The 19606-nt window shown below is 71.1% G+C and carries 14 protein-coding genes and 1 riboswitch; of the genes, 4 read left to right on the plus strand and 10 right to left on the minus strand.

Going from position 1 to position 19606, the window contains the following annotated elements; all coding sequences use genetic code 11:
• Positions 1-69 precede the first annotated feature (69 nt).
• Both LXT12_RS18240 and LXT12_RS18245 read right to left on the minus strand, forming a co-directional pair.
• Complete coding sequence (locus LXT12_RS18240) at positions 70-4182, minus strand: hypothetical protein (protein ID WP_233393719.1); 4113 nt, start codon at positions 4180-4182, stop codon at positions 70-72.
• 332 nt (positions 4183-4514) lie between these two features.
• Positions 4515-4982 carry an Lrp/AsnC family transcriptional regulator gene (locus LXT12_RS18245; RefSeq protein WP_414708901.1) on the minus strand — a complete coding sequence of 156 codons (468 nt, stop codon included), beginning with the start codon at positions 4980-4982 and terminating at the stop codon, positions 4515-4517.
• Positions 4983-5107: 125 nt separating this feature from the next.
• Here LXT12_RS18245 and LXT12_RS18250 point away from each other — a divergent pair, with 125 nt between their 5' ends.
• The 3 genes from LXT12_RS18250 to xopAW all read left to right on the plus strand — a co-directional run bounded on the left by LXT12_RS18250 (position 5108) and on the right by xopAW (position 8896).
• A complete protein-coding gene (locus LXT12_RS18250) occupies positions 5108-7360 on the plus strand; it encodes an aminotransferase class V-fold PLP-dependent enzyme (RefSeq protein ID WP_233393720.1) in 2253 nt (750 codons plus the stop codon).
• A gap of 137 nt (positions 7361-7497) precedes the next feature.
• Positions 7498-7932 (plus strand): MarR family winged helix-turn-helix transcriptional regulator, encoded by a 435-nt coding sequence (locus LXT12_RS18255; protein ID WP_233393721.1) that lies wholly within the window; start codon positions 7498-7500, stop codon positions 7930-7932.
• Positions 7933-8185: 253 nt separating this feature from the next.
• On the plus strand, positions 8186-8896 hold the full coding sequence (gene xopAW / locus LXT12_RS18260; protein ID WP_304622772.1) for an EF-hand domain-containing protein: 711 nt from the start codon (positions 8186-8188) through the stop codon (positions 8894-8896).
• Between the two features lie 4 nt (positions 8897-8900).
• Here the strand turns inward: xopAW and LXT12_RS18265 are convergent, their stop codons facing one another.
• The gene (locus LXT12_RS18265; RefSeq protein WP_233393723.1) at positions 8901-9980 is read right to left on the minus strand and encodes an NAD(P)/FAD-dependent oxidoreductase; all 1080 of its coding nucleotides are present in this window, start codon (positions 9978-9980) and stop codon (positions 8901-8903) included.
• 85 nt (positions 9981-10065) lie between these two features.
• Positions 10066-10148, plus strand: a riboswitch (S-adenosyl-L-homocysteine riboswitch).
• A gap of 7 nt (positions 10149-10155) precedes the next feature.
• Between LXT12_RS18265 and LXT12_RS18270 the strand changes: the two genes are divergently transcribed.
• Positions 10156-11364: an MFS transporter gene (locus tag LXT12_RS18270; RefSeq protein ID WP_255763693.1), complete on the plus strand. Its 1209-nt coding sequence runs from the start codon at positions 10156-10158 to the stop codon at positions 11362-11364.
• Here LXT12_RS18270 and LXT12_RS18275 read toward each other — a convergent pair.
• From LXT12_RS18275 to LXT12_RS18305, 7 genes are all read right to left on the minus strand, one after another.
• Positions 11336-13153: an aminopeptidase P family protein gene (locus LXT12_RS18275; protein WP_233393725.1), complete on the minus strand. Its 1818-nt coding sequence runs from the start codon at positions 13151-13153 to the stop codon at positions 11336-11338. The genes LXT12_RS18270 and LXT12_RS18275 overlap by 29 nt on opposite strands.
• 93 nt (positions 13154-13246) lie before the next feature.
• On the minus strand, positions 13247-14455 hold the full coding sequence (locus LXT12_RS18280; RefSeq protein WP_233393726.1) for an NAD(P)H-dependent flavin oxidoreductase: 1209 nt from the start codon (positions 14453-14455) through the stop codon (positions 13247-13249).
• 93 nt (positions 14456-14548) lie between these two features.
• Positions 14549-15376 (minus strand): tryptophan 2,3-dioxygenase, encoded by an 828-nt coding sequence (kynA, locus tag LXT12_RS18285; protein ID WP_233393727.1) that lies wholly within the window; start codon positions 15374-15376, stop codon positions 14549-14551.
• A 102-nt stretch (positions 15377-15478) separates the two neighbouring features.
• Complete coding sequence (gene kynU, locus LXT12_RS18290) at positions 15479-16732, minus strand: kynureninase (protein WP_233393728.1); 1254 nt, start codon at positions 16730-16732, stop codon at positions 15479-15481.
• Entirely contained in the window at positions 16729-17397 is a 669-nt protein-coding gene (gene kynB / locus LXT12_RS18295; RefSeq protein ID WP_233393729.1) for an arylformamidase, read from the minus strand. The genes kynU and kynB overlap by 4 nt, the downstream gene beginning before the upstream one ends.
• Before the next feature lie 92 nt (positions 17398-17489).
• Complete coding sequence (locus tag LXT12_RS18300) at positions 17490-18611, minus strand: ABC transporter substrate-binding protein (RefSeq protein ID WP_233393730.1); 1122 nt, start codon at positions 18609-18611, stop codon at positions 17490-17492.
• A 121-nt stretch (positions 18612-18732) separates the two neighbouring features.
• Positions 18733-19605: a LysR family transcriptional regulator gene (locus LXT12_RS18305; protein WP_233393925.1), complete on the minus strand. Its 873-nt coding sequence runs from the start codon at positions 19603-19605 to the stop codon at positions 18733-18735.
• Position 19606: the final 1 nt, after the last annotated feature.

Genomic DNA, 19606 nt, shown 5'->3' on the forward strand with positions numbered 1-19606 from the left:
TTGTGCTGACGCGGCTTCCTGAGGCCCACGAGGTCGCCAGCCAGCGGGATGAGGGCGAGGCCCCACCCATCACACCGTTGCAGTCCACCAGGCGGCTGATGCGTCCTCGGTTGAGATGACGATTTCGTCGAACTGCAGCAGCGGCAGCTCGACAAAGCCTTGCCTGCCGATGACCGTGATGGCCAGCGCCAGGCTGCCGGACCGGGTCGACGGCCGGACGGCGCCGTACCAGCTCGCCAGCTCTGCCGCGAGCGTGGTCGCCAGTTGCCCAGGATCATCGATGGCACTGGCAGTCAACAGCGTGATGGGCGCGGACACCAGCAAAGGCATCGTGTCACTGGCGGCGTATCGGCAGGCCACCGATACCTGCAGATGGGTCGCCGAGCCCTGGCCGACTTGAGCGATGGGTGTGAGGATGCCGGCCAGGGTGGCAGTCAGATTGGCGCCACGTGTGATCGCGAGCGGCCCCTGCCGGTGGATCAGCGGCACGACAGGCGACGCAAAGTCGACCCTCGGCGTGCGGTGGATGAAGGTGCTGGCGGTGCGCCGGCCTTCGATCAGGTGAGCATTGCGAACGACCCAGCTGGACAGCATGCCGCTCTGCGCCTGCGTGATCTCCAGTGGGCCGAAGGACAGCGACAGGCGGGTCAGTGACGGCGGCGTCGGGAAGGTGTGAGACTGCGCGAGCCACTGCTCGCCGGCCGGGCTGCCTGCGTCTGGCGCAGGCGAGGGGGGCGAGTCGCCGGGTACCCAGGACTGGCCGTCTGCCGTGGTGAGCGTTGGCCAGTGAAGCGCCGGGTCGCCCAGCCCATGGCGCCCGAACAACGTCAGCTCGAATTCGCCGTTTGCGGCGGTACCTGTCCGCAGGCAGAAGCGCTCCCTCACCTCCGGCGGCCTGTCGGTCAGCGTGCCGGCTTTGACGGTGTGAAGCGCTTCCCAGGCCTCAGTGATGTTCTTCGCAAGGTCGCGGAATGCCTCCACCAGTTCGCGCGTGGAGGTCGTCGAGCCGGTCGGGCTGCCCTCGGCGCCTGCGGGTGTCAGCGCACGGAGCGTCGTGGCGACCGGTGGATACCAGGCCTGGAAGGCCGCGAGTTGCTGGAACAGCTTCCCGACCGTGTCCTGCGGCGCTGGCTGGATCTGCATGCCGGCCGCGGCCTCGTTGTAGGTCATGTCGAAGTGCAGCTGGTCTTGGGCGACGAGCTGCAGATTCATGTCGACGTCGTACAGCCACTGCATGGCCGCGGCGATCTCATCACTGGCGGTTGGCGGGCTGGCCGGCGAGGCCAAGGCCGCGGGCCGTGCGGTCTGTTGCAGCAGCGCGGGTTGCACGGGACTGAAGATCAGCGGCACCGGCAGCACCACCTCGTCAGCGATGGGCATCTGCAGAGGTGCGGCCTGCGGCTGCGCGAACTTCGACCAGGCCCAGGGGACGTAGCCGAGGTGGGCCGCGCCCGGGTCGAAATCCTCCTGGAGATGGCTGACCTCGAAAGTCAGCGGCAGGCCGATCCGGGCCTGCAGGTCGGTCTGCGCGACCGTCACCAGCGTGGACATCCAGGGGCTGCCCTCGACCAGGTCCAGGCTGCCGCTCGACAAGCAGCAGGGGCGGCTGGCTGCGGCAGGCGAGGCACCCGGCAGCGACGGCGCACCGAGGCTGCCGAACAGCCGCGGCGCTGTCGCGGGGCTGGCGGGCGCTCCGCAGCCCGTCACGTGGATGGTGGCCCTTACCTGCAGGACGGTGTTGACCGTGAACGCGCTGGCGAGCTCGCCCAGCAAGGCCTGCTCGAGGCGCTCGCGCGCGGCGGTCAGGTCGCCAGCCGACCCGGTGTCGTCGAAGAGCGGTGACAGGCCCAGTGGGATGGCCTTGGCAAGCCTGTACTTCAGCGCCATGAGCTGTTCGAACAGGGCCTCGTCCTTGCTGCCGGCTTGGCTCTCCAGCAGGGAGATCGCCATTGCTGGCGCCGGGGCCAGCAGGGCATCGAAGGCGGCCAGGAAATCACGGGCCCACAGGTTCAGGTCGATGCCGACCCAAGTCCGGCCGTCGGCCACCGCCGTGATCGGCTTGACGCTGAGCGGTCGAAGCGCAAAGAAGGCGAATTCGCTGCCCAGCTTGACGTCCACGCCATGGCTGGCGCTCCAGCGCACGGCGCGGAGTGTGGGCAGGGCACCGGTGCCCGCGCCGGTGACGCCTGCGCGCCGTGCGAGCTTGAGGCAGCCGCCCTCGCCGTCGAAGTTCCGGAAGGCGCTTTCGAATGCCGCGGCGAAGTCGCTCAGGCCATCGGTGCCGCCGGGCGAGCCGCCTGACAGGTCGGGCGCGATGGCCTGGGCTACCCGAGCCACGCCGGGCAAGGCGGACAGCGCGTCGGGCGCGACCAGGGCCTCGGGGCGCGCCAGCGTGAGGGTCACCGTCAGCGGCACGATGAGCTGCGTCAAGGCCTGCACGGCGGCGTTGGGCACGGCCAGGCACAAGCTGGCGTCCACCGGGTCCACATGCAGCGGGGAAGCCGCCAGCGCAAGCTCGATCTGCGCTGCAATCGCCTGGGTCAGCGTGATCAGGCCGTTCGCCACGGCATGCGGATCGGTGCCGGGAAGGGGCTGGCCGCTGAGGCTGCAGGCCAGGCTCACGCTCATGTGCCGATCGGTGAGCTGGTCGATGATGAGACGGTAGCGAGACAGCGCGGCCTGCCAGGCGTCAAGCGCTCGGTCGCCTGTGATGCCGGCGGCGGGCGGTCCGCCCGCAGACGCTGGGTCCGGCACGATGGCCTGCGGGTCGAAGTTCAGCTTGAGCGCCAGCTGCGCCTGACCGTCTGTGCCCGGCTCGATCCTGTAGTGGATGAGCACCCCGGGCCATTCGGCCGGTCCGATGATCGGATCCTGGTACATCGGCGTCTGCTGGAGTTGCCGCAAGGGCGGCAGGGCATTGCCGTAGATGTCGATGATGCGCAGCGCGAGGCCGAGAGGCCGGCCGATGATGTCGTAACGGTTCACCGCGCCAGAGGGCGGCGGCAAAGAGGCACTGGCCGGGATGCTGCACAGGTATTTGGGCCAGGGACTGGGCGATGAGCCCGACCCGGCGGCGGGTGAGCCCGGCTCGGCGGCCTCCTGCGCCGGGTCGATGGGCGGGCTCCAATCGGACACCTCGTCACTACCTTCGCCCAGCACCGCGAACTGCAGCCGGTGATGGAGCTGGCGCATCGACACCGGGCCGTCATCGGCCGCGGGCGGCCATTGCACCTGCACGGCCAGTGTGCCTGCCGGGTAGTTCGGCGTGCCGACCTGGACGGGCTGGCCCGTGCCAGGGTCACTCAATGCGGCGTACCAAGGCGTGGTGCGGCCATGCGCTCCCACCACCAGTGCGTTGGCGCAGGCCGGAACGGAGGTCGGGGTCGCGGCTGCGCCGAAGGTCAGCACGACGTCCAGCTCGGCCGCTTGGCGGCCACTGCCGACGGGGGCGGTGAACAGCGACGCGGGAAGGTCCGCGCCGCTGGCGGACTGGTAGAAGAGGAAGAAGCCCGGCGCGTTCACCACGCCGCGCTCCCAGATCAACCGCAGGAAGCCCGCGACATCGGCCACCGCGGCGCGCGCCTCGGTGCGTGGCAGCGCAACGGCCTTTGCCGCCGGATCGGCGCCCTCCTGCGGAGCCAGCTCGAGCGAGGACAGGTCGGCCTTGATGAGCTGGACTTGCGGGCTGAGCGCGTCGGACGCCATCGACGAGGCTTGGCGGCCGGCTGATGCGCTCTCCGCCGGCGCCGTGCAGGGGTAGAGCAGCGACAGGCTGGCCTGCGACAGGTCGCCGCCGAGAGCGAGGTGGATCAGGTCCCGCGTCGCTGCGTCGGTGCCGCCGAGCTGGTAGACGTTGGGCAGGATGGACGGCGCATGCGAGCCCTCGGCCAGCGCCCCCGGCGCCGGCGAGCCGTCGGAGGCCATCGCGCCGCCGTGGCTGCACGGCAACTGCGTCAGTGACAAGCGGATATGCAATGCCGCCTGGGCAGGGATGGGCGGCGTGGGCGGAGACGACGGTGGATCGACGTTGAGCGCGGGAGGCAGCCCCTCGCTGATGGCCAGCGTCAGGCCTCCGTGGATCGCCTGCAAGGCGGTGAGGGTCTGGGGCAGCGGCAGCAAGGTCACCGTCTCGGTACCGTCGCCTTGCGGCCGCTCCCAGTCGATTCGGCGCTTCAGCGCCACGTACGCTGGCTGCAGGGTGATGGGGGGCACCCAGTCGAAGACCGGGTGGCCCGCGTGCTGCATCTGCAGGGAGGGTGATCCGGACCCCGCGGGCATGGGCGGTGCGGGTACCTCGGCCGGCGTCGTGGGGCCGCGCGGGGCGGCGTCGAAGGCCGGGCTCAACGCATCGGACATGGTGTCTGCCCTGGTGTGCCCAGGATTTCGTCGGCGGGGGCTGCCGCCTGTCGATGTAACTCGCGAGTTCGGCGGATGTCAATGCCGCGGCGAAGCCGCCGCAGGCCTCGTGAAGTCGCCACGGTCGGCCGGTGCTGCCGAGCTGGCGATGGCCGTTCTCAAACCACGTAGCTCAGCGGCAGCGCCGTCGTCAGCTTGAGTTCCTCCATCGCGAAGCTCGAGCTCACGTCGTGCAACTGCGTGCCGGCGATGAGGCGCTTGTAGACGCGGTCGTAGGCGGCGATGTCGGGCACGACGACGCGAAGCAGGTAGTCCACGTCGCCGCTCATGCGGTAGAACTCGACGACTTCGGGGATGGCCTGCACGGTGGCCTTGAAGGTGTCGAACCACTCCTGCGTGTGCGTGCTGGTGCGCACCGAGACGAAGACGGTCACCCCCACGTTCACCTTCTGCGCATCCAGCAAGGCCACCTGGCGGGTGATGACGCCGGCCTCCTTGAGGCGCTGGATGCGGCGCCAGCAGGGCGTGGTCGACAGGCCCACCCGCTGGGCTACCTCCGCGACCTGCAGGTCCGCGTCCTGCTGGAGGATGTCCAGAATCCGGATATCGATGGAATCCAATTTCATGGATTTGATGATATCCAGCATGGCATGCTCTCATTTGGCGGGTTGGCGCCAGCGTGCGCAAACCGTTTCCCAGCCTCGATGGGAACAATGCGCGCCAGCCTTCCCACTGCCGGCGGATCTGCTCCATGGAAATCTATCTCGACGCCAATGCCACGACCCCCGTCCTGCCGCAGGCCCGCGAGGCGGCCCTGGCGGTGATGGCGGAGGACTTCGGCAATCCCAGCAGCGTGCACAGCACCGGCCTGAAGGCGCGGGCCCTGGTGGACAGCGTGAGGGCGCGGGCTCGGCGCGTGCTGGGGGCGGACACCGGCCGCCTGCTCTTCCTGAGCGGTGCGACCGAAGGCATCCAGACGGCCGTGCTGTCGGCCCTGAGCGCGCTGCGCGAACGCCTCGCGCAGCCCCAGGCGCCCGAGCTGCTGCTCTACGGGGCGACCGAGCACAAGGCCGTGCCTGAAGCGCTCCGGCACTGGAACGCGCTGCTCGGCCTCGACCTCCAGGTGCTGGCCATCCCGGTCGGCCGCGATGGCCGCCACGACCTCGGCTGGCTGCGGGAACACGCGCCGCGGGCCGGCCTGGTCTGCACCATGGCGGCGAACAACGAGACCGGCGTCATCAGCGACCTCGACGGCATCGAGGCCGCTCTGGCGGGCAGCGCGGCGCTCTGGATGGTCGACGGCGTGCAGGCCCTGGGCAAGCTGCCTTTGCGCCTGGCCGGGCGACGCATCGACTACGCGCCCTTCTCGGGCCACAAGCTCTACGCGCCCAAGGGCGTCGGCCTGCTCTACGTTCGCGAAGCCGCGCCCTTCACGCCGCTGCTGGCCGGCGGCGGGCAGGAGGGCGCCCTGCGCTCGGGCACGGAGAACATGTCGGGCATCGCGGCCCTGGGCGCCGTGCTCGCCGCGCTGGAGGACGGCCAGACCTTCCGCGACGCCGCGACGCTGGCCGCCTACCGCCGTGATCTGGCGGAGGCCCTGCACCAGGCCTTCCCGGGCCTGGTATTCAACGCGCCGCCCGACCTCTGCCTGCCGACGACCCTCAACTTCTCCGTGCCCGGGCTCAGTTCCAAGCTGCTGCTGGACCTGTTCGACGCCGCCGAGCTGCGGGTCAGCGGCGGCTCGGCCTGCAGCGCCGCCAAGGCCGCGCCGAGCTATGTGCTCGAGGCCATGGGCCTGCCGGCCTGGCAGACGGCCTCGGCGGTGCGCCTGTCGTTCGGGCCGGTGGCCGACCGCGCCTTCATCGACGAGGCCTGCGCCCGCATCCGCGTCTGTGGCGAGTCGCTGCGCGCCAGTTGCCTGGCCCCCCAGACCACCGGCGAGGCCGCCCCGGCCGACGGCGTCACCCGCTTCGTCGTGGAGGGCGCCTGCTGCTACCTGCTGGCTGACGCCGCGAGCCGCCGCGCCGTCGTCATCGACCCCTTGCCCGAGTTGACCGGGCGCATCGCCCAGTGGCTGGGCTGCCAGGGCTACGCGCTGGCAGCGGTGCTGGACACCCACAGCCATGGCGACCACGCCTCCTCCGCGCCCGAGTTGCTGAAGGCCTTGGCGCAGGACCCCGGCGAAGTCGACGGCCTGGGCTGGCCGCTCGGCCGCGAGGCCATCGCACTCGGTGCGCTGAAGCTGACCCGCCTGGCCGTGCCCGGCCACACCCGGGACTCGACCGCCTACCTCCTCCACGACGCGCAAGGCCTGCGGCTGGCCTTCGTCGGCGACACGGTGATGCCCGGAGCGTTGGGGCGCAGCGACTTCGAACAAAGCGCGCCGCTGGACTACGGCGCCTCGCTGCGCCGGCTGGCCGAGGCCGTCGGCCCGCAGACGCTGCTGCTGCCGGGGCACGACTACGAAGACCGCTTCGCCAGCACCCTGGCCGTCGAATGCGCCGTGCAGCCCTTGCTTGCCGACGTGCTCGGAGGCCGGCTGGACGACGAAGCCTTCGCCTCGGCCAAGGCCGTGCTGGAACGCGACCTCGCCTTGACCCGCTACCAGACCGTCGCCTGCGGCGCCCGGGTCGATGGGGGAGGGGAGTGCACGTCGAGCCAGATCAGCCCCGCCGAATTGAGGCAGCTGCTGGGCGAACCGGCGGCTGTCGTGCTCGTGGACGTGCGCGAGCCCTACGAGCAACGCCTGGGCCAGGTGCCCGAGCTCGGCGCCCGGGTGCAGCGCGAGGCCGTGGCGCTCTCCGGCCTGCCCAATGCCATGGGCCGTTGGCTGTCGCTGCCGGCCGAGACGATGGTCGTCTTCTTCTGCCGCAGCGGCAATCGCAGCGCGCAGGCGGCGCGCGCCCTGCGCCGCCTCGGCCACGAACGCGCGTCGAGCCTGACAGGCGGGCTGGCCCTGTGGCCCCGGCAGAGCGCGGCCTCGGACGCCGCCTTCGCCATCTGAAGCGCGCTTTCCGGCCACCGGCCGGAAAGCGTCCCGGGCCCGTGGGCATTCGCCTTGCCGCGCTGTGGCGGTGCTGGCGGTGTCGTTAGAATAAATTAGACATCTAACGATTAGCCGACGAATCAACCGGCCCCGCCATGCCTACCACCGAAGAGCGCTTTTCCCTGGCGCTGCACAACACCGCCCGCATCTGGCGCCAGGCCATCGACCGCCGGCTCAAGGACCTCGGCGTCGGGCAAGCCGGCTGGCTGGCCATCGCCAACGTCGCCAAGTCGAAGGAGCCCCTGTCCCAGATCGAGTTGGCCAACCGGCTGGGCGTCGAGGGCCCCTCCGTCGTCGCCCTCGTGGACCGCCTCGTCAAGGCCGGGCTGGTGCAGCGCGTGCCGTCCGAGACCGATCGGCGCATCAAGCATGTCGTGCTGACCGAGGCCGGGCGCCAGCTCTACGCCAAGGTCAAGACGGCGGCCGACGCCTACCGCGTGGAGTTGCTCGGTGGCATCGACAAGTCCCGCCTGCAAGCCGCCACCGAACTGCTCGAGGAACTGCAGGCCATGGTGGAGGCCAGCCTGTGACGGGCGCCGACCTGCAACTCCCGCATCGGCCAGCCCATGTGCCGGGAGACGGCGCCCAGGGCGGCAAGGACCGAGGGGTGACAGGCATTGCGCGAACTGGGCGGTGATTGCCGCCCAGTTCGTCCGCTCAAACCCCGCTTTATGTCGGTGCCGACACATGGCGCATACGAAGGCTTGACTCGCACTTTCAAGAATGAACCGTCCCGCCGCGCCGGCGCCGCGGGGCGATCCAAACCATTGAAAGGAGTCCCCAATGAGCACGATCAGCGGCCTGGGCGGTGCCAACCGGTCCTGGGAAAACCTCCCGAACCGTCGGGCCGAAAATGAAGCCCGCATGTTCGCCAAGGTCGACAGCGACGGCAGCGGCGGTGTCGATGCCACCGAGCTGAAGGCCATGCTGGAGAAGGGGCCGCTCAGCGGCCAGGCCGGCGACAGCGCCGAGCTGTTGAAGAAGATGGACAGTGACGGCAACGGCAGCCTGACCAGCGAAGAGCTGAGCCAGGGCATGCGCGATCTGATGCCGCCGCCGTCGACGCTGGAGTTCGCGCAGTCTCGCAGTGCGGCCAACGGCGAAGGCGGCGAGGACGGCGACATGTTCGCCAAGCTCGACACTGATGGCGACGGCCAGCTGTCGCGCACCGAGTTCGAGGCCGGCAGGACGCAGCGGCACGAAGGCGGCCCGCACGGCGCCGGCGGCCCGCCACCCTCCTCGTCGGGCAGCGGTGAGACCAGCGCGACCTCGACCACCTACGACCCGCTGGACGCCAACCAGGACGGCACGGTCTCGCCGATCGAGCGGCTGGCCGGCCAGTTGAAGGAGCTTGCACAAACGGCGAGTTCCGACGGCAACTCCGGCAGCGCCAACGGCGACATCGCTGCCCTGGCGCAGAAGCTCTACGACCAGCTCAGCAAGAACTGGCTGCAGCAATCCGGCGTTGACTCGCAGCTCAGCGTTTCGGCTTGACGCATCAAAGCCGGGCGGCGACCTCTTCGGCCAAGGCCAGCGAGGCCGTCAAGCCCGGCGACTCGATGCCGAAGAGCTGGACCAGGCCGGGCATGCTGGCGTCGATGGCGAAGTCGGCCGCGGGCTCGCCCGGGCCGCTGAGCTTGGGCCGGATGCCGCTGTAGGCCGGCTGCAGGGCGCCCGGCGGCAGGCCGGGCCAATAGCGGCGCACCTCGGCCTCGAAGGCCGGAGCCAGGGCCGGGTCGACGGCATAGTCCAGCTGCGCGGGGGCCTGGCCGTCCAGCCATTGCACATCGGGCCCGAAGCGGGCTTGGCCGCCGAGGTCCAGGGTCAGGTGCACGCCCAGGCCGCCTTCCACCGGCAGCGGATAGATCAGCCGCGAGAACGGCGCCCGGCCGGGCAGCGAGAAGTAGTGGCCGCGGGCGAAGCGCAGCTGCGGCGCCGGTGCGCCCAGGGACCGGGCCACCTGCGCCGCGAACAGCCCTGCGGCATTGACCACGTGGCGGGCGCGCAGCTCGAAGCCCTCGGTGCTCAGCCGCCAGCCCGTGGCATCGCGGGCGCCGCCGGTCACCGGGCTGGCGAGGGCCAGGCTGGCACCCGCGGCTTCGGCGTCGCCCAGCAGGGCGGTCATGAGGCCGTGGCTGTCGACGATGCCGCTGGCCGGCGACCACAGCGCGCCAGCCGCCTGCAGGGCCGGCTCCAGGGCCAGCGTTTCGGCCCGGTCCAGCAGGCGCAGCCCCTCCACGCCGTTGCCGGCGGCATTGGCGGCCAGGGCTTCCAGGCGCGGCAGGTCCTCGGGCCGCGTGGCCACCACGAGCTTGCCGCAACGGCGGTGGGCGATGCCGCGCGACTCGCAGTAGGCGTAGAGCAGGTGCCGCCCGCGCACGCACAGCTGCGTCTTCAGGCGGTCGGTGCGGTCGTACAGCCCGGCGTGGATGACCTCGCTGTTGCGCGACGAGATGCCGGTGCCGAAGGCGCCGGCCGCCTCGATCACGACGACCTCGCGGCCTCGCTGTGCGAGCTCGCGGGCCACGGCCAGGCCCACGACGCCGGCGCCGATGACGGCGACTTCGATTTCATCCATGGCGGATCGGGATGACGCAAAGGCGCGAGCTTAGGGCCGCTCCGTAGAATCGCCGCCGCGCCGGGTGCTTCGCCGCGGCGCCGTCCCTGCCGAGGGGTGCTGCGACGGAAGCCCGAAGCGCTTCCGCCACGCTCGGTGGCGACGTTTGGACAAGGGCGCCCTCACGAGGGCCTCCATGCATCCATCGTCTTCCCCGCCTTCCGCTTCCGTCCGAACCATCCTGCCGCTGGCTTTCGTCACCGGCGTCAGCATGGCCGCCATGGACCTCTACCTCCCTGCGGTCCCGGCCCTGCAGGCGGACCTGGCCGTCAGCGTGCCGCTCGCCCAGGCGACCGTGGCCGTCTACCTGGCGGGCCTGGCCGGCGCCCAGCTGCTGTGGGGCGAACTGCTCAACCGCATGGGGCCGCGCCGCTGCATGGAGGTCGGCCTGGCCCTGCTGGCCCTGACCAGCCTGGGCTGCGCGCTCGCGCCGGGCATCGAGCTGCTGCTGGCGATGCGCCTGCTGCAGGGCGTGGCGGCGGCTGCCGCCACGGTGGTGGCTCCGACGGTGGTGCGCGCCACGCTGGGCGATGCCGACGTGGTGCGCGGCATCGCCGCGATCTCCATGGTCGAGGCCATCGTGCCGGCCGCGGGGCCGGTGCTTGGCGCGCTGATGCTGCCGCTGATCGGCTGGCGCGGCACCTTCTGGCTGCTCGCCTCGCTGGCCTTGCTGGTGCTGCCCTGGGTGGTGCGCATCGCGCCGCGGCGCCTGCCCGGCCTGGATTCTTCCCACGATGCCGGTTGGCTGGGCCTGCTGCGCAACCGCAGCTACCTGCGCCTGGCGGCCTCGCATGCGCTGTGCATCGGCGCGCTGCTGACCTTCCTGGCCAGCGCGCCGCAGTTGCTGCTGCACAGCCTGGGCCAGGGCCCGGCGGCCTTCGCGGTGCTGCAGGTGCTGGGCGTGGGCTCGTTCATGCTCGGGGCGACCCAGTCGGGCCGGCTGGCGGCCCGCTTCGGGCATGCCCGCGTCGTCCAGTGGGGCAGCGGGGCACAGTTGCTGGCCTGTGGGCTGGCCCTGGGCGTCACGCTCGCCTGGGGGCGTCCGCCCTATGCCGTCGTGCTGGCTTATTGGATGAGCTTCTGCGGCGCCCTCGCCGTCCGCGGCCCGGCGACCTTCGGCGACGCCCTGGCCGTGCCACCGGCGCAGATGGGCCGCGGCACGGCACTGCTGGTGCTGGCCCTGCTCGCGGCAGGCTCGATCGGCACCCAGGCCGTCGCGCCTTTCATGGGCCGGACCGACGGCGCGGCACCCCTCTTCGCCAGCGTGCTGCTGATGCTGGCGGCCAGTGCCGCGCTGGTCTGGCGTTATCCGCGCATCAGGCGTCCAGGGGCTCCGTCCGCCTGAGCAGCCAGTCGCGCGCCGCGCCGTCCACCAGCGGCAGCAGCCGCTCGCGCACGGTGGCGTGGTAGCTGTCCAGCCAGGCGATCTCGTCGGCGCCCAGCAGGCTGGCGTCGATGCAGCGGGTGTCGATGGGGCAGAGCGTCAGCGTCTCGAACTCCAGCATCTCGCCGAAGGCGTTGTGCTCCGGCGTCTCGACGGCCACGTTCATCACCAGGTTCTCGATGCGCACGCCCCACAGGCCCGGCCGGTACAGGCCCGGCTCGATGGAGGTCACCATGCCGGGTTCCATCGCCATGGCCGGCTCGGCCACGGCCTTGGAGATGCTCTGCGGGCCTTCGTGCACGTTCAGGAAATAGCCCACGCCGTGGCCGGTGCCGTGGCCGTAGTCCAGCCCGTGGGCCCAGAGCGGCGCGCGGGCGATGCTGTCGAGCATGGGGCTGGGCGTGCCGCGCGGGAAGCGGGTGCGCGACAGCGCCAGCGTGCCCTTGAGCACCAGGGTGTAGTCGCGCCTTTGCCGGTCGCTGACCTCGCCGATGGGCCAGACGCGGGTGATGTCGGTCGTGCCGCCGAGGTACTGGCCGCCGGAGTCGATGAGCAGCAGCCCGTCGCCTTCGATCCAGGCGAAGGACTCGGGCGTGGCGCGGTAGTGGGGCAGGGCGCCGTTGGCCATCCAGCCGGCGATGGTGGCGAACGACAGGCCGACGAAGCCCGGGCGCTTGCGGCGCTGCGCGGACAGGCGGGTGTCGATGTCCAGCTCGCTCCAGCGCTCGCCGCGGGCCAGCGAGGCCTCGAACTCGGCGTAGAACTCGCACATGGCGGCGCCGTCCTGGGCCATGGCCTCGCGGATGAAACGGGCCTCCTCGGGCGTCTTGCGGCTCTTGAGCAGGGTGCTGGGGTTGATCTGCTCGACGACCTCCACGCCGGCCGGCACGGCCTCGCGCAGGCCCAGGGTGACGCGGCGCGGGTCCACCAGCAGCTTGGCGCCGGCCGGCAGCGCGCCGAGGGCGGCGCGGGCCTCGCCGTAAGGCGCGAGCTGGATGCCGTCGGCCGCGAGACGGGCGGCCACGTCGGCCGGCACCTTGCCCTCGGCGACGAAGAGGCGGCCACCCTGGGCGTCGAGCAGCAGGTGGGCGATGAAGACGGGGTTGCACTCCACGTCGGAGCCGCGCAGGTTGAGCAGCCAGGCGACGTCGTCGACGGTGGACACGAGATGGTGGCTGGCGCCGATGCTCGCCATGGCTGCGCGCACGCGGGCCAGCTTGTCGGCGCGGGCGACGACGGCATGCGGCGCGGCGTGCTCGTAGACGGGCGCCTTGGGCAGGCCGGGCCGGCCGGGCCAGGCCTGCTCGACGAGGTCGAGGTCGGTGCGCAGCTGGATGCCGGCGCGGGACAGGGCCGCGCCCAGGGCCTTGGCCAGGGCCAGGCCCAGTACCTGGCCGTCCACCGCCAGCACTTCGCCCGGCTTGAGGGTCCGGGCGATCCAGTCCATGTACTGCGTCGAGGCGCCCGAGGTCATCTTCTCGAGCTGGACGCCGCTGCCGGCGAGCTGGGCTTCGGCCTGGGCCCAGTAGCGGCTGTCAGCGAAGAGGGCGGCGTGGTCGCGCGTGACGACGAGGCTGCCCACCGAGCCGGTGAAGCCCGACAGCCATTCGCGGCCCTGCCAGCGCTCGGGCAGGTACTCGGAGAGGTGGGGGTCGCTGGACGGCACCAGGACGGCGTGCACGTCGTTGGCGGCCAGGGCGTCGCGCAGGTGGTCGATGCGCAGTCGGGTTTCGGAGGTGCGGCTGTCCATGGCAGGGCTTGTTAGCGTGGAAGCCGCGAGTTTAGTTTTGCGGCTTCCCCCTGCCGGAAGGAAGGTTCCCGGCCGCCCGGCGGCGCCGGAGCGTCAGGCCAGGGCGGGGGCCGGCGTCAGCATGCGCTCCAGCAGCTCGCGCACGCTGCGGATCTGGCTGCCGAAGGGCAGGGCGCCGGCGCCGCGGAAGAACAGGCCCTTCTTCACGTCGCCACGCAGGGCGGCGGCGAGCTGGTTGTCGATGCAGAACTGGCCCCAGTCCTTGAAGCCGTCGCGCAGGCCGCACTGGGCCAGGCAGTCGAAGGCCTTGGTGCAGCGCTGCTTGACCTGGGCGACCGACTGCAGGCGGGATTCCAGCTTGAGATAGGTCTTGAGCCAGGGCGTGGCCACGGCGCGGGCGGGCAGCCCGGCCACGCTGGTGAACTCGACCATGTCCTCGTCGCCGGCCTCAGCCAGCACGCGTTTGAACTCGGGGTGGGCGTCCCCCTCGCTTGTCACCGCGAAGGGCGTGCCCAGCTGCACGCCGGCCGCGCCCAGGTCCTGCAGGCGGCGGATGTCCTCGAAGCTGCGGATGCCGCCGGCGGCGATCAGCGGGATGTCGCGCTCCAGGCCGGCCTGCTTGAAGAACTCGCGGCAGGCGGGCAGCACCTGGTCGAAGTCAAAGCGCCGGTCGTTCACGTCGGCGATGCGGGCTGCGCCGAGGTGGCCGCCGGCCAGGCCGGGGTGCTCGATGACGATGGCGTCGGGCAGGCGCTTCTTGCGCTCCCACTTCTTGACGATGAGCTGCACGCCGCGGGCGTCGCTCAGGATGGGGATGAGCAGGGCCTTGGGGTGGTCCTGGGCGAGGTCGGGGAGGTCCAGCGGCAGGCCGGCGCCGACGACCACGGCATCGACGCCGGCCGCCAGCGCGCGCTTCACGGACGCCGCGTACTCGCTGACCGCGCGCATGACGTTCAGCGCCACCAGGCCGCGCCCCTGCGAGCGCTCGCGGGCGCCGGCGATCTCGCGGTCCAGGGCGACGAGGTTGGCCTCGTTGATGCGGCGCTTGGCGTCCTCGCCGGCATTGCAGCCTTCGGTGGCGGCCATCAGGTCGGGGTGGTGGCGGCGCAGGTCGACCGAGCTGAGCGTGCCGATACCGCCCTCGGCAGCCACGGCGCCGGCCAGGCGCTGGGCGCTGACGCCGATGCCCATGCCGCCCTGCACGATGGGCAGCAGCTCACGGCCCCCCAGGCGCAGCGGGGCCAGGCCGGTCCGCGCCAGCAGGGCGCCGAGTTCTTGGGAGACGTGGGGGAAGGGGTTCATGGCGGCACGCGTGGCGGGCGGCCACGGGTCGGATCAAAAGGGCCCGAGACTAGCCGCCCCCGCCGCCTGGGGTTTTGACCCAGATCATGCGCGCTACAGATCCGTTCGCAGGGCCCACAGCTCGGGGAAGAGCACCACGTCCAGCATCTTGCGCAGGTAGCTGACGCCGCCGGTGCCGCCGGTGCCGCGCTTGAAGCCGATGACCCGCTCGACCGTCGTGACGTGGCGGAAGCGCCAGAGCCGGAAGGCGTCCTCCAGGTCCACCAGCTCCTCGCCCATCTGGTAGAGGTCCCAGTGGTCCTGCGGCGCCCGGTAGACGGTCAGCCAGGCGGCCTTGACGCCTTCGTCGGCGGCATGGGGCTGGGTCCAGTCGCGCTCGAGGTGGGTGGCCGGCACGTCGATGCCGCGGCGGGCCATGAGCTTGAGCACCTCGTCGTAGAGCGATGGCGCCTCGAAGGCTGCCTTCACCTGTGCATGCAGGTCGGCGCGGTGCTCGTGGGGCTTGAGCATGGCCGGGTTCTTGTTGCCGAGCATGAACTCGATGCGCCGGTACTGGGCGCTCTGGAAGCCGCTGCTCCGGGCGAGGTAGGGCCGGATGGCGCTGTACTCGGGCGGCGTCATGGTGGCCAGCACGTCCCAGGCGTGGACGAGCTGCTCCATGATGCGCGACACCCGGGCCAGCATCTTGAAGGCCTCGGGCAGCCTGTCGGCCGAGACGTGGGCGACGGCGGCGTGCAGCTCGTGCAGCATCAGCTTCATCCACAGCTCCGAGGTCTGGTGCTGCACGATGAAGAGCATCTCGTTGTGGTCGGGCGAGAGCGGTTTCTGCGCGTTCAGGATGGCGTCGAGCTGGAGGTAGTCGCCATAGCTCATGTCCTTGGAGAAGTCGAGCTGGGCGCCGTGGTGTTCGATGGTTGACATGGGAATGCGTAGTGCCTTACTGAGTGACTGCCGTGGAACCGGCTTTGACGGGCCACTGGCAGTGCCCCCTTGAGGGGGCTCGCGAAGCGAGTAGGGGGTGGTTCAAGTCACCTTGGAGCGGCTGGTGAATTGCGGGGCTTTCCAGCTGCCCGATTCGACGATGCCGGCCAGCACGTCCACGGCGCGGGCGACGTCGGCGAAGCCGTTGTACAGCGGCGCGAAGCCGAAACGCAGCAGCTCCGGCCGGCCGGCCCGGAAGTCGCCGATGACGCCCTGCGCGATCAGCGCCTGCATCACGGCATAACCGTCCACGCCCTTGGCGAGGGAGAACGACACCTGCGAGCCGCGCATCGCGGCGTCGCGCGGCGTGGCGATGGTGGCGCCGGGCACGCGCGCCTCCACGCTGTCGATGAAGGCTTCCGTCAGGGCCAGCGACTTGTTGCGCAGGGCCTTGATGCCGCCGAGTTTCTGGGCGGCGTCGAAGACGTCCAGCGCCGTGTCCAGCCCCGTCATCGCGAGCACGGCGGGCGTGCCGCACTGGTATTGCTGGATGCCGGGGGCAGGCTGGTATTCGCTGTCGAAATCAAAGGGGTTGGCATGGCCCAGCCAGCCGGTGAGCGGCTGCCAGACCTGGCCTTCGTGGCGCGGGTGCATCCAGACGAAGGCGGGGGCGCCCGGGCCGCCGTTGAGGTATTTGTAGCCGCAGCCGATGGCGAAGTCCGCCGCGCTGCCGAGCAGGTCGATGGGCACCGCGCCGGCACTGTGCGCCAGGTCCCAGACGGCCAGTGCGCCGGCCTGGTGGGCCCAGCGCGTCAGCAGCGACATGTCGTGCATGCGGCCGGTGCGGTAGTTCACGTGGGTGAGCATCAGCACGGCGCAGCGCTCGTCGAGCAGGGGCGGGATGTCCTCGGGCGACTCGGCCAGGATGAGCTCGCCGCCGTGGGCGCGCACGACGCTCTGGGCAATGTAGTTGTCGGTGGGGAAGTTGCTGCGCTCGCTCACCACCACCCGGCGCTTGCCCTGCTGAAGCTGCAGCGCGGCGTGCAGCACCTTGTAGAGGTTGATGGAGGTGGAGTCCGCCACCAGCACCTCGCCCGGCCGCGCGCCCAGCCACGGCGCCAGGCGGTCGCCGAGGCGGCGCGGCAGGTCGATCCAGCCGGCGGTGTTCCAGCTCTTGATGAGGCCTTCGCCCCATTCCTGCTCCACCGCGCGACGGATGCGTTCGGGCGTGGCGCGGGGCAGGGCGCCGAGAGAGTTGCCGTCGAGATAGGTGATGCCTTCGGGAAGCTGGAAGAGGTCGCGCAGGGAGTGCAGGGGGTCGGCGGCGTCGAGCCGCTGGGCGTCGTCGAGGTTCATGGGGTCAGCTCGCGGAGGATGGCGCGCACGGGCGAGGCGCAGGCGCCCTGCAGCTTGAGCGGCAGGGCGATGAGTTCGTAGTCGCCCTCGGGCACGTCGTCGAGCACGAGGTTCTCCAGCACGCGCAGGTCGTGGCGGCGCAGCTGCTGGTGGCTGTCCAGCGCCTTGGAGTCGGCGGGGTCGACGCTCGGGGTGTCGATGCCGATCAGGCGCACGCCGCGCGCCGCCAGCCACTCGATGGCCTCGGGTGCATAGGCGGTGAAGGCAGGGTTCCACACCGTGTCGGCCTTCTCGCAGCAGCGCACGAGCACGCGCGGCGGCAGGGCGGCTTCGGCATGGCGCAGGTGCTCGACCGTGACGAGGGGCGCGGCACCCAGGGCGTGGATGACGCGGCAGGGTCCGAGATAGGCGTCCAGCGGTACCTCGGCGATGGCGGGCGCGTCGTTGGCGTAATGCAGCGGTGCATCGGCATGGGCGCCGACGTGGGGCGACAGGGTGATGGCGCTGAGGTTGACCGGGCAGCCCGGCGCCAGGCGCGCCGTCCAGGCCAGGCGATAGGGTTCATCGCCGGGGAAGATGGGGGCGTCGGGCGCGACCAGGGGGGAGATGTCCCACAGGCGCGGCGAGGCCTGGGGCCGGGGATGGGAAGGGGCGGTGGAAGGCATGGCGGCGGCACCATAAACGCGGTGGCGGCCTCGTGGTGTCGGTTAATTCCAACTGCCTGTCAACCGCGGGCCCCGGCTCCCCGGCGCTGCCTTCAGCGCCGGAACTTGCCGGAGTGGTCGATGATGGACAGGTCGACGTATTCCAGGCCGGTGTGGTCGGTCGGGCTGTAGCCCAGCTCGATGCCGCCGACGTCGTAGTGGCTCATGCCCTCCAGTGCCTTGCGCAGGCTTTCCCGCGTCGGCTTGGGGCCAGCTCGCTTCAATCCTTCCACAAGCACCTTGGCCGAGACGAAACCTTCCACCACCGTGGGCGTCAGCTCGACACCGGCCTTCTGGGCCGCCTCCGAAGCCTCCTTGATGATGGGCTTGGCGATGGAGCGCTCGTAGGGGAAGACCTGGCTGACGATGACCCCATAGGCGATGTCGCCGAGGTCCTTGATGAAGCCGGCCGAGGCGTTGTTCGACAGGGTCACCAGCTGTGCCGTCGAACCCGCGGCCCGCACGGCCTTCATGCCCTGCACGACGGCCGTGCCCGAGCCGATGAAGACGATGGCCTGCGGTTGCCGGGCGAGCAGCCTGGGGATGATGGGCGCGAAGTCGGGCTTGGCGCGGTCGTACTTCTCGTGGGCGACGGCCGTCTTGTTCACCTTGGCCAGGCCCGAGAGCGCACCGGCGGCGGCGTCCTCGCCGAAGCTGTCGTCCACCTGCACGAGGGCGATGCGCTCGATGCCGATGAGGCTCAGGTGCTCGATGGACCGCTCCGCCTCGCGCTGGTAGGTGGCGCGCACGTTGAAGAGCCAGGGGTGGACGGGCTTGTGCAGCACCATGGCCCCGGTGGACGGACCGACCAGCGGCACCTTGTGTTCGGTGAGCAGCGGCATGACGGCCTGGGTGTGCGGCGTCCCGCGGTTCAGGAAGAGGGCGATGACGCCCTGGTCGATCAGCGTCTTGGCGTTGGCGACGGCCAGCTTGGGGTCGAACTTGTCGTCCAGTGACACGAGGGTGATCTTCTGGCCATTGACGCCGCCGGCGGCGTTGACGATGTCGAAGTAGAGCCTGGCGCCCTTAGTCGCCTCACCGACGCTGGAAGCGACGGCGCCGCTGATGCCGGCCGTCTGGCCGACGGTCAGCTGGGCATGGGCGGCGCCTGCCAGGCCGGCCGCCACCAGGGGGGCGAGCAGCAGGCGAGCCGCGAGCTGGCGAATCGAGGTCATGGTGTCGTCTCCTGGCTGCCCCGTGCTGCGGCGGGCTCTGTGGAAAGCGGGTGGCCTGCTCGCGGGACTGCCATTCAAACACGGCGGCAGGTCGGATCGGGCCGGATCGCCCCTGAAAGCGTCAGCCGGGGCGTGCGGCAAGGAATTGGTCACGCAGCACGGCCGGCGCGTCGCGTCGCCAGGCCGCGAACACGGCCGAGGGTTCGATGGCTTCCGCCAGGGGCCGGAACACGGCGCCCTGCACGCCCGCGCGCAGGAAAGCCGCCGGCACGATGGACACGCCCAGGCCCTGGGACACCAGCGAGACCACCGAGAGCCAATGCCGCCCTTCATGCTGCAGCCGAGGGTAGAAGCCCTCGCGCCGGCAGATGTCGACGATGCGGGCGTGGTAGTCGGGCGAGCCCTTGCGGGAGAAAAGGATGAAGGGCTGGTCGCTGAGCGCGGCCAGCGGCAGGGTCTCTCGCGCCGCGAGCGGATGGTGGGCCGGCAGGCAGGCGAGGAAGGGCTCGCTGTAAAGCGGCTGCGAGGCCATGCTGGGCGGCAGGCGGTCGGTATGGACGAGGCCGAGGTCCAGTTCGCCGGCCAACAGGGCGTCGATCTGGTCCTGGGAATTGAGCTCGACGACGATGACTTCCACCTTGGGGTGCCGCGCCTGGTGGGCCTGCAGCCAGCTCGACAGGCCGGTGAACAGCGTCGAGCCGACGAAGCCCAGCCGCAGCCGGCCCACTTCGCCGGCCTGGACCTCCCGCGCGAGGGCACTGGCCTCCTCAGCGCCCGCGAGCAGGGCGGCGGCCGGGCCGCGGAAGGCCTGGCCGGCCGGCGTCAGGCGCACGCCCTTGCTGTCGCGGTCGAAAAGCCGCGCACCCACGCTGGCCTCCAACTGCTGGATGGCCACGGACAAGGGCGGCTGCGACAGGCCCAGGCGCTGGGCCGCCCGGCCGAAGTGCAGCTCATCGGCCACGGCGATGAAGCACCGCAGGTGGCGGAACTCCAGG

This window comes from Pelomonas caseinilytica, from assembly GCF_021353235.1.
In the GTDB taxonomy this organism is placed as follows: domain Bacteria; phylum Pseudomonadota; class Gammaproteobacteria; order Burkholderiales; family Burkholderiaceae_C; genus Pelomonas; species Pelomonas caseinilytica.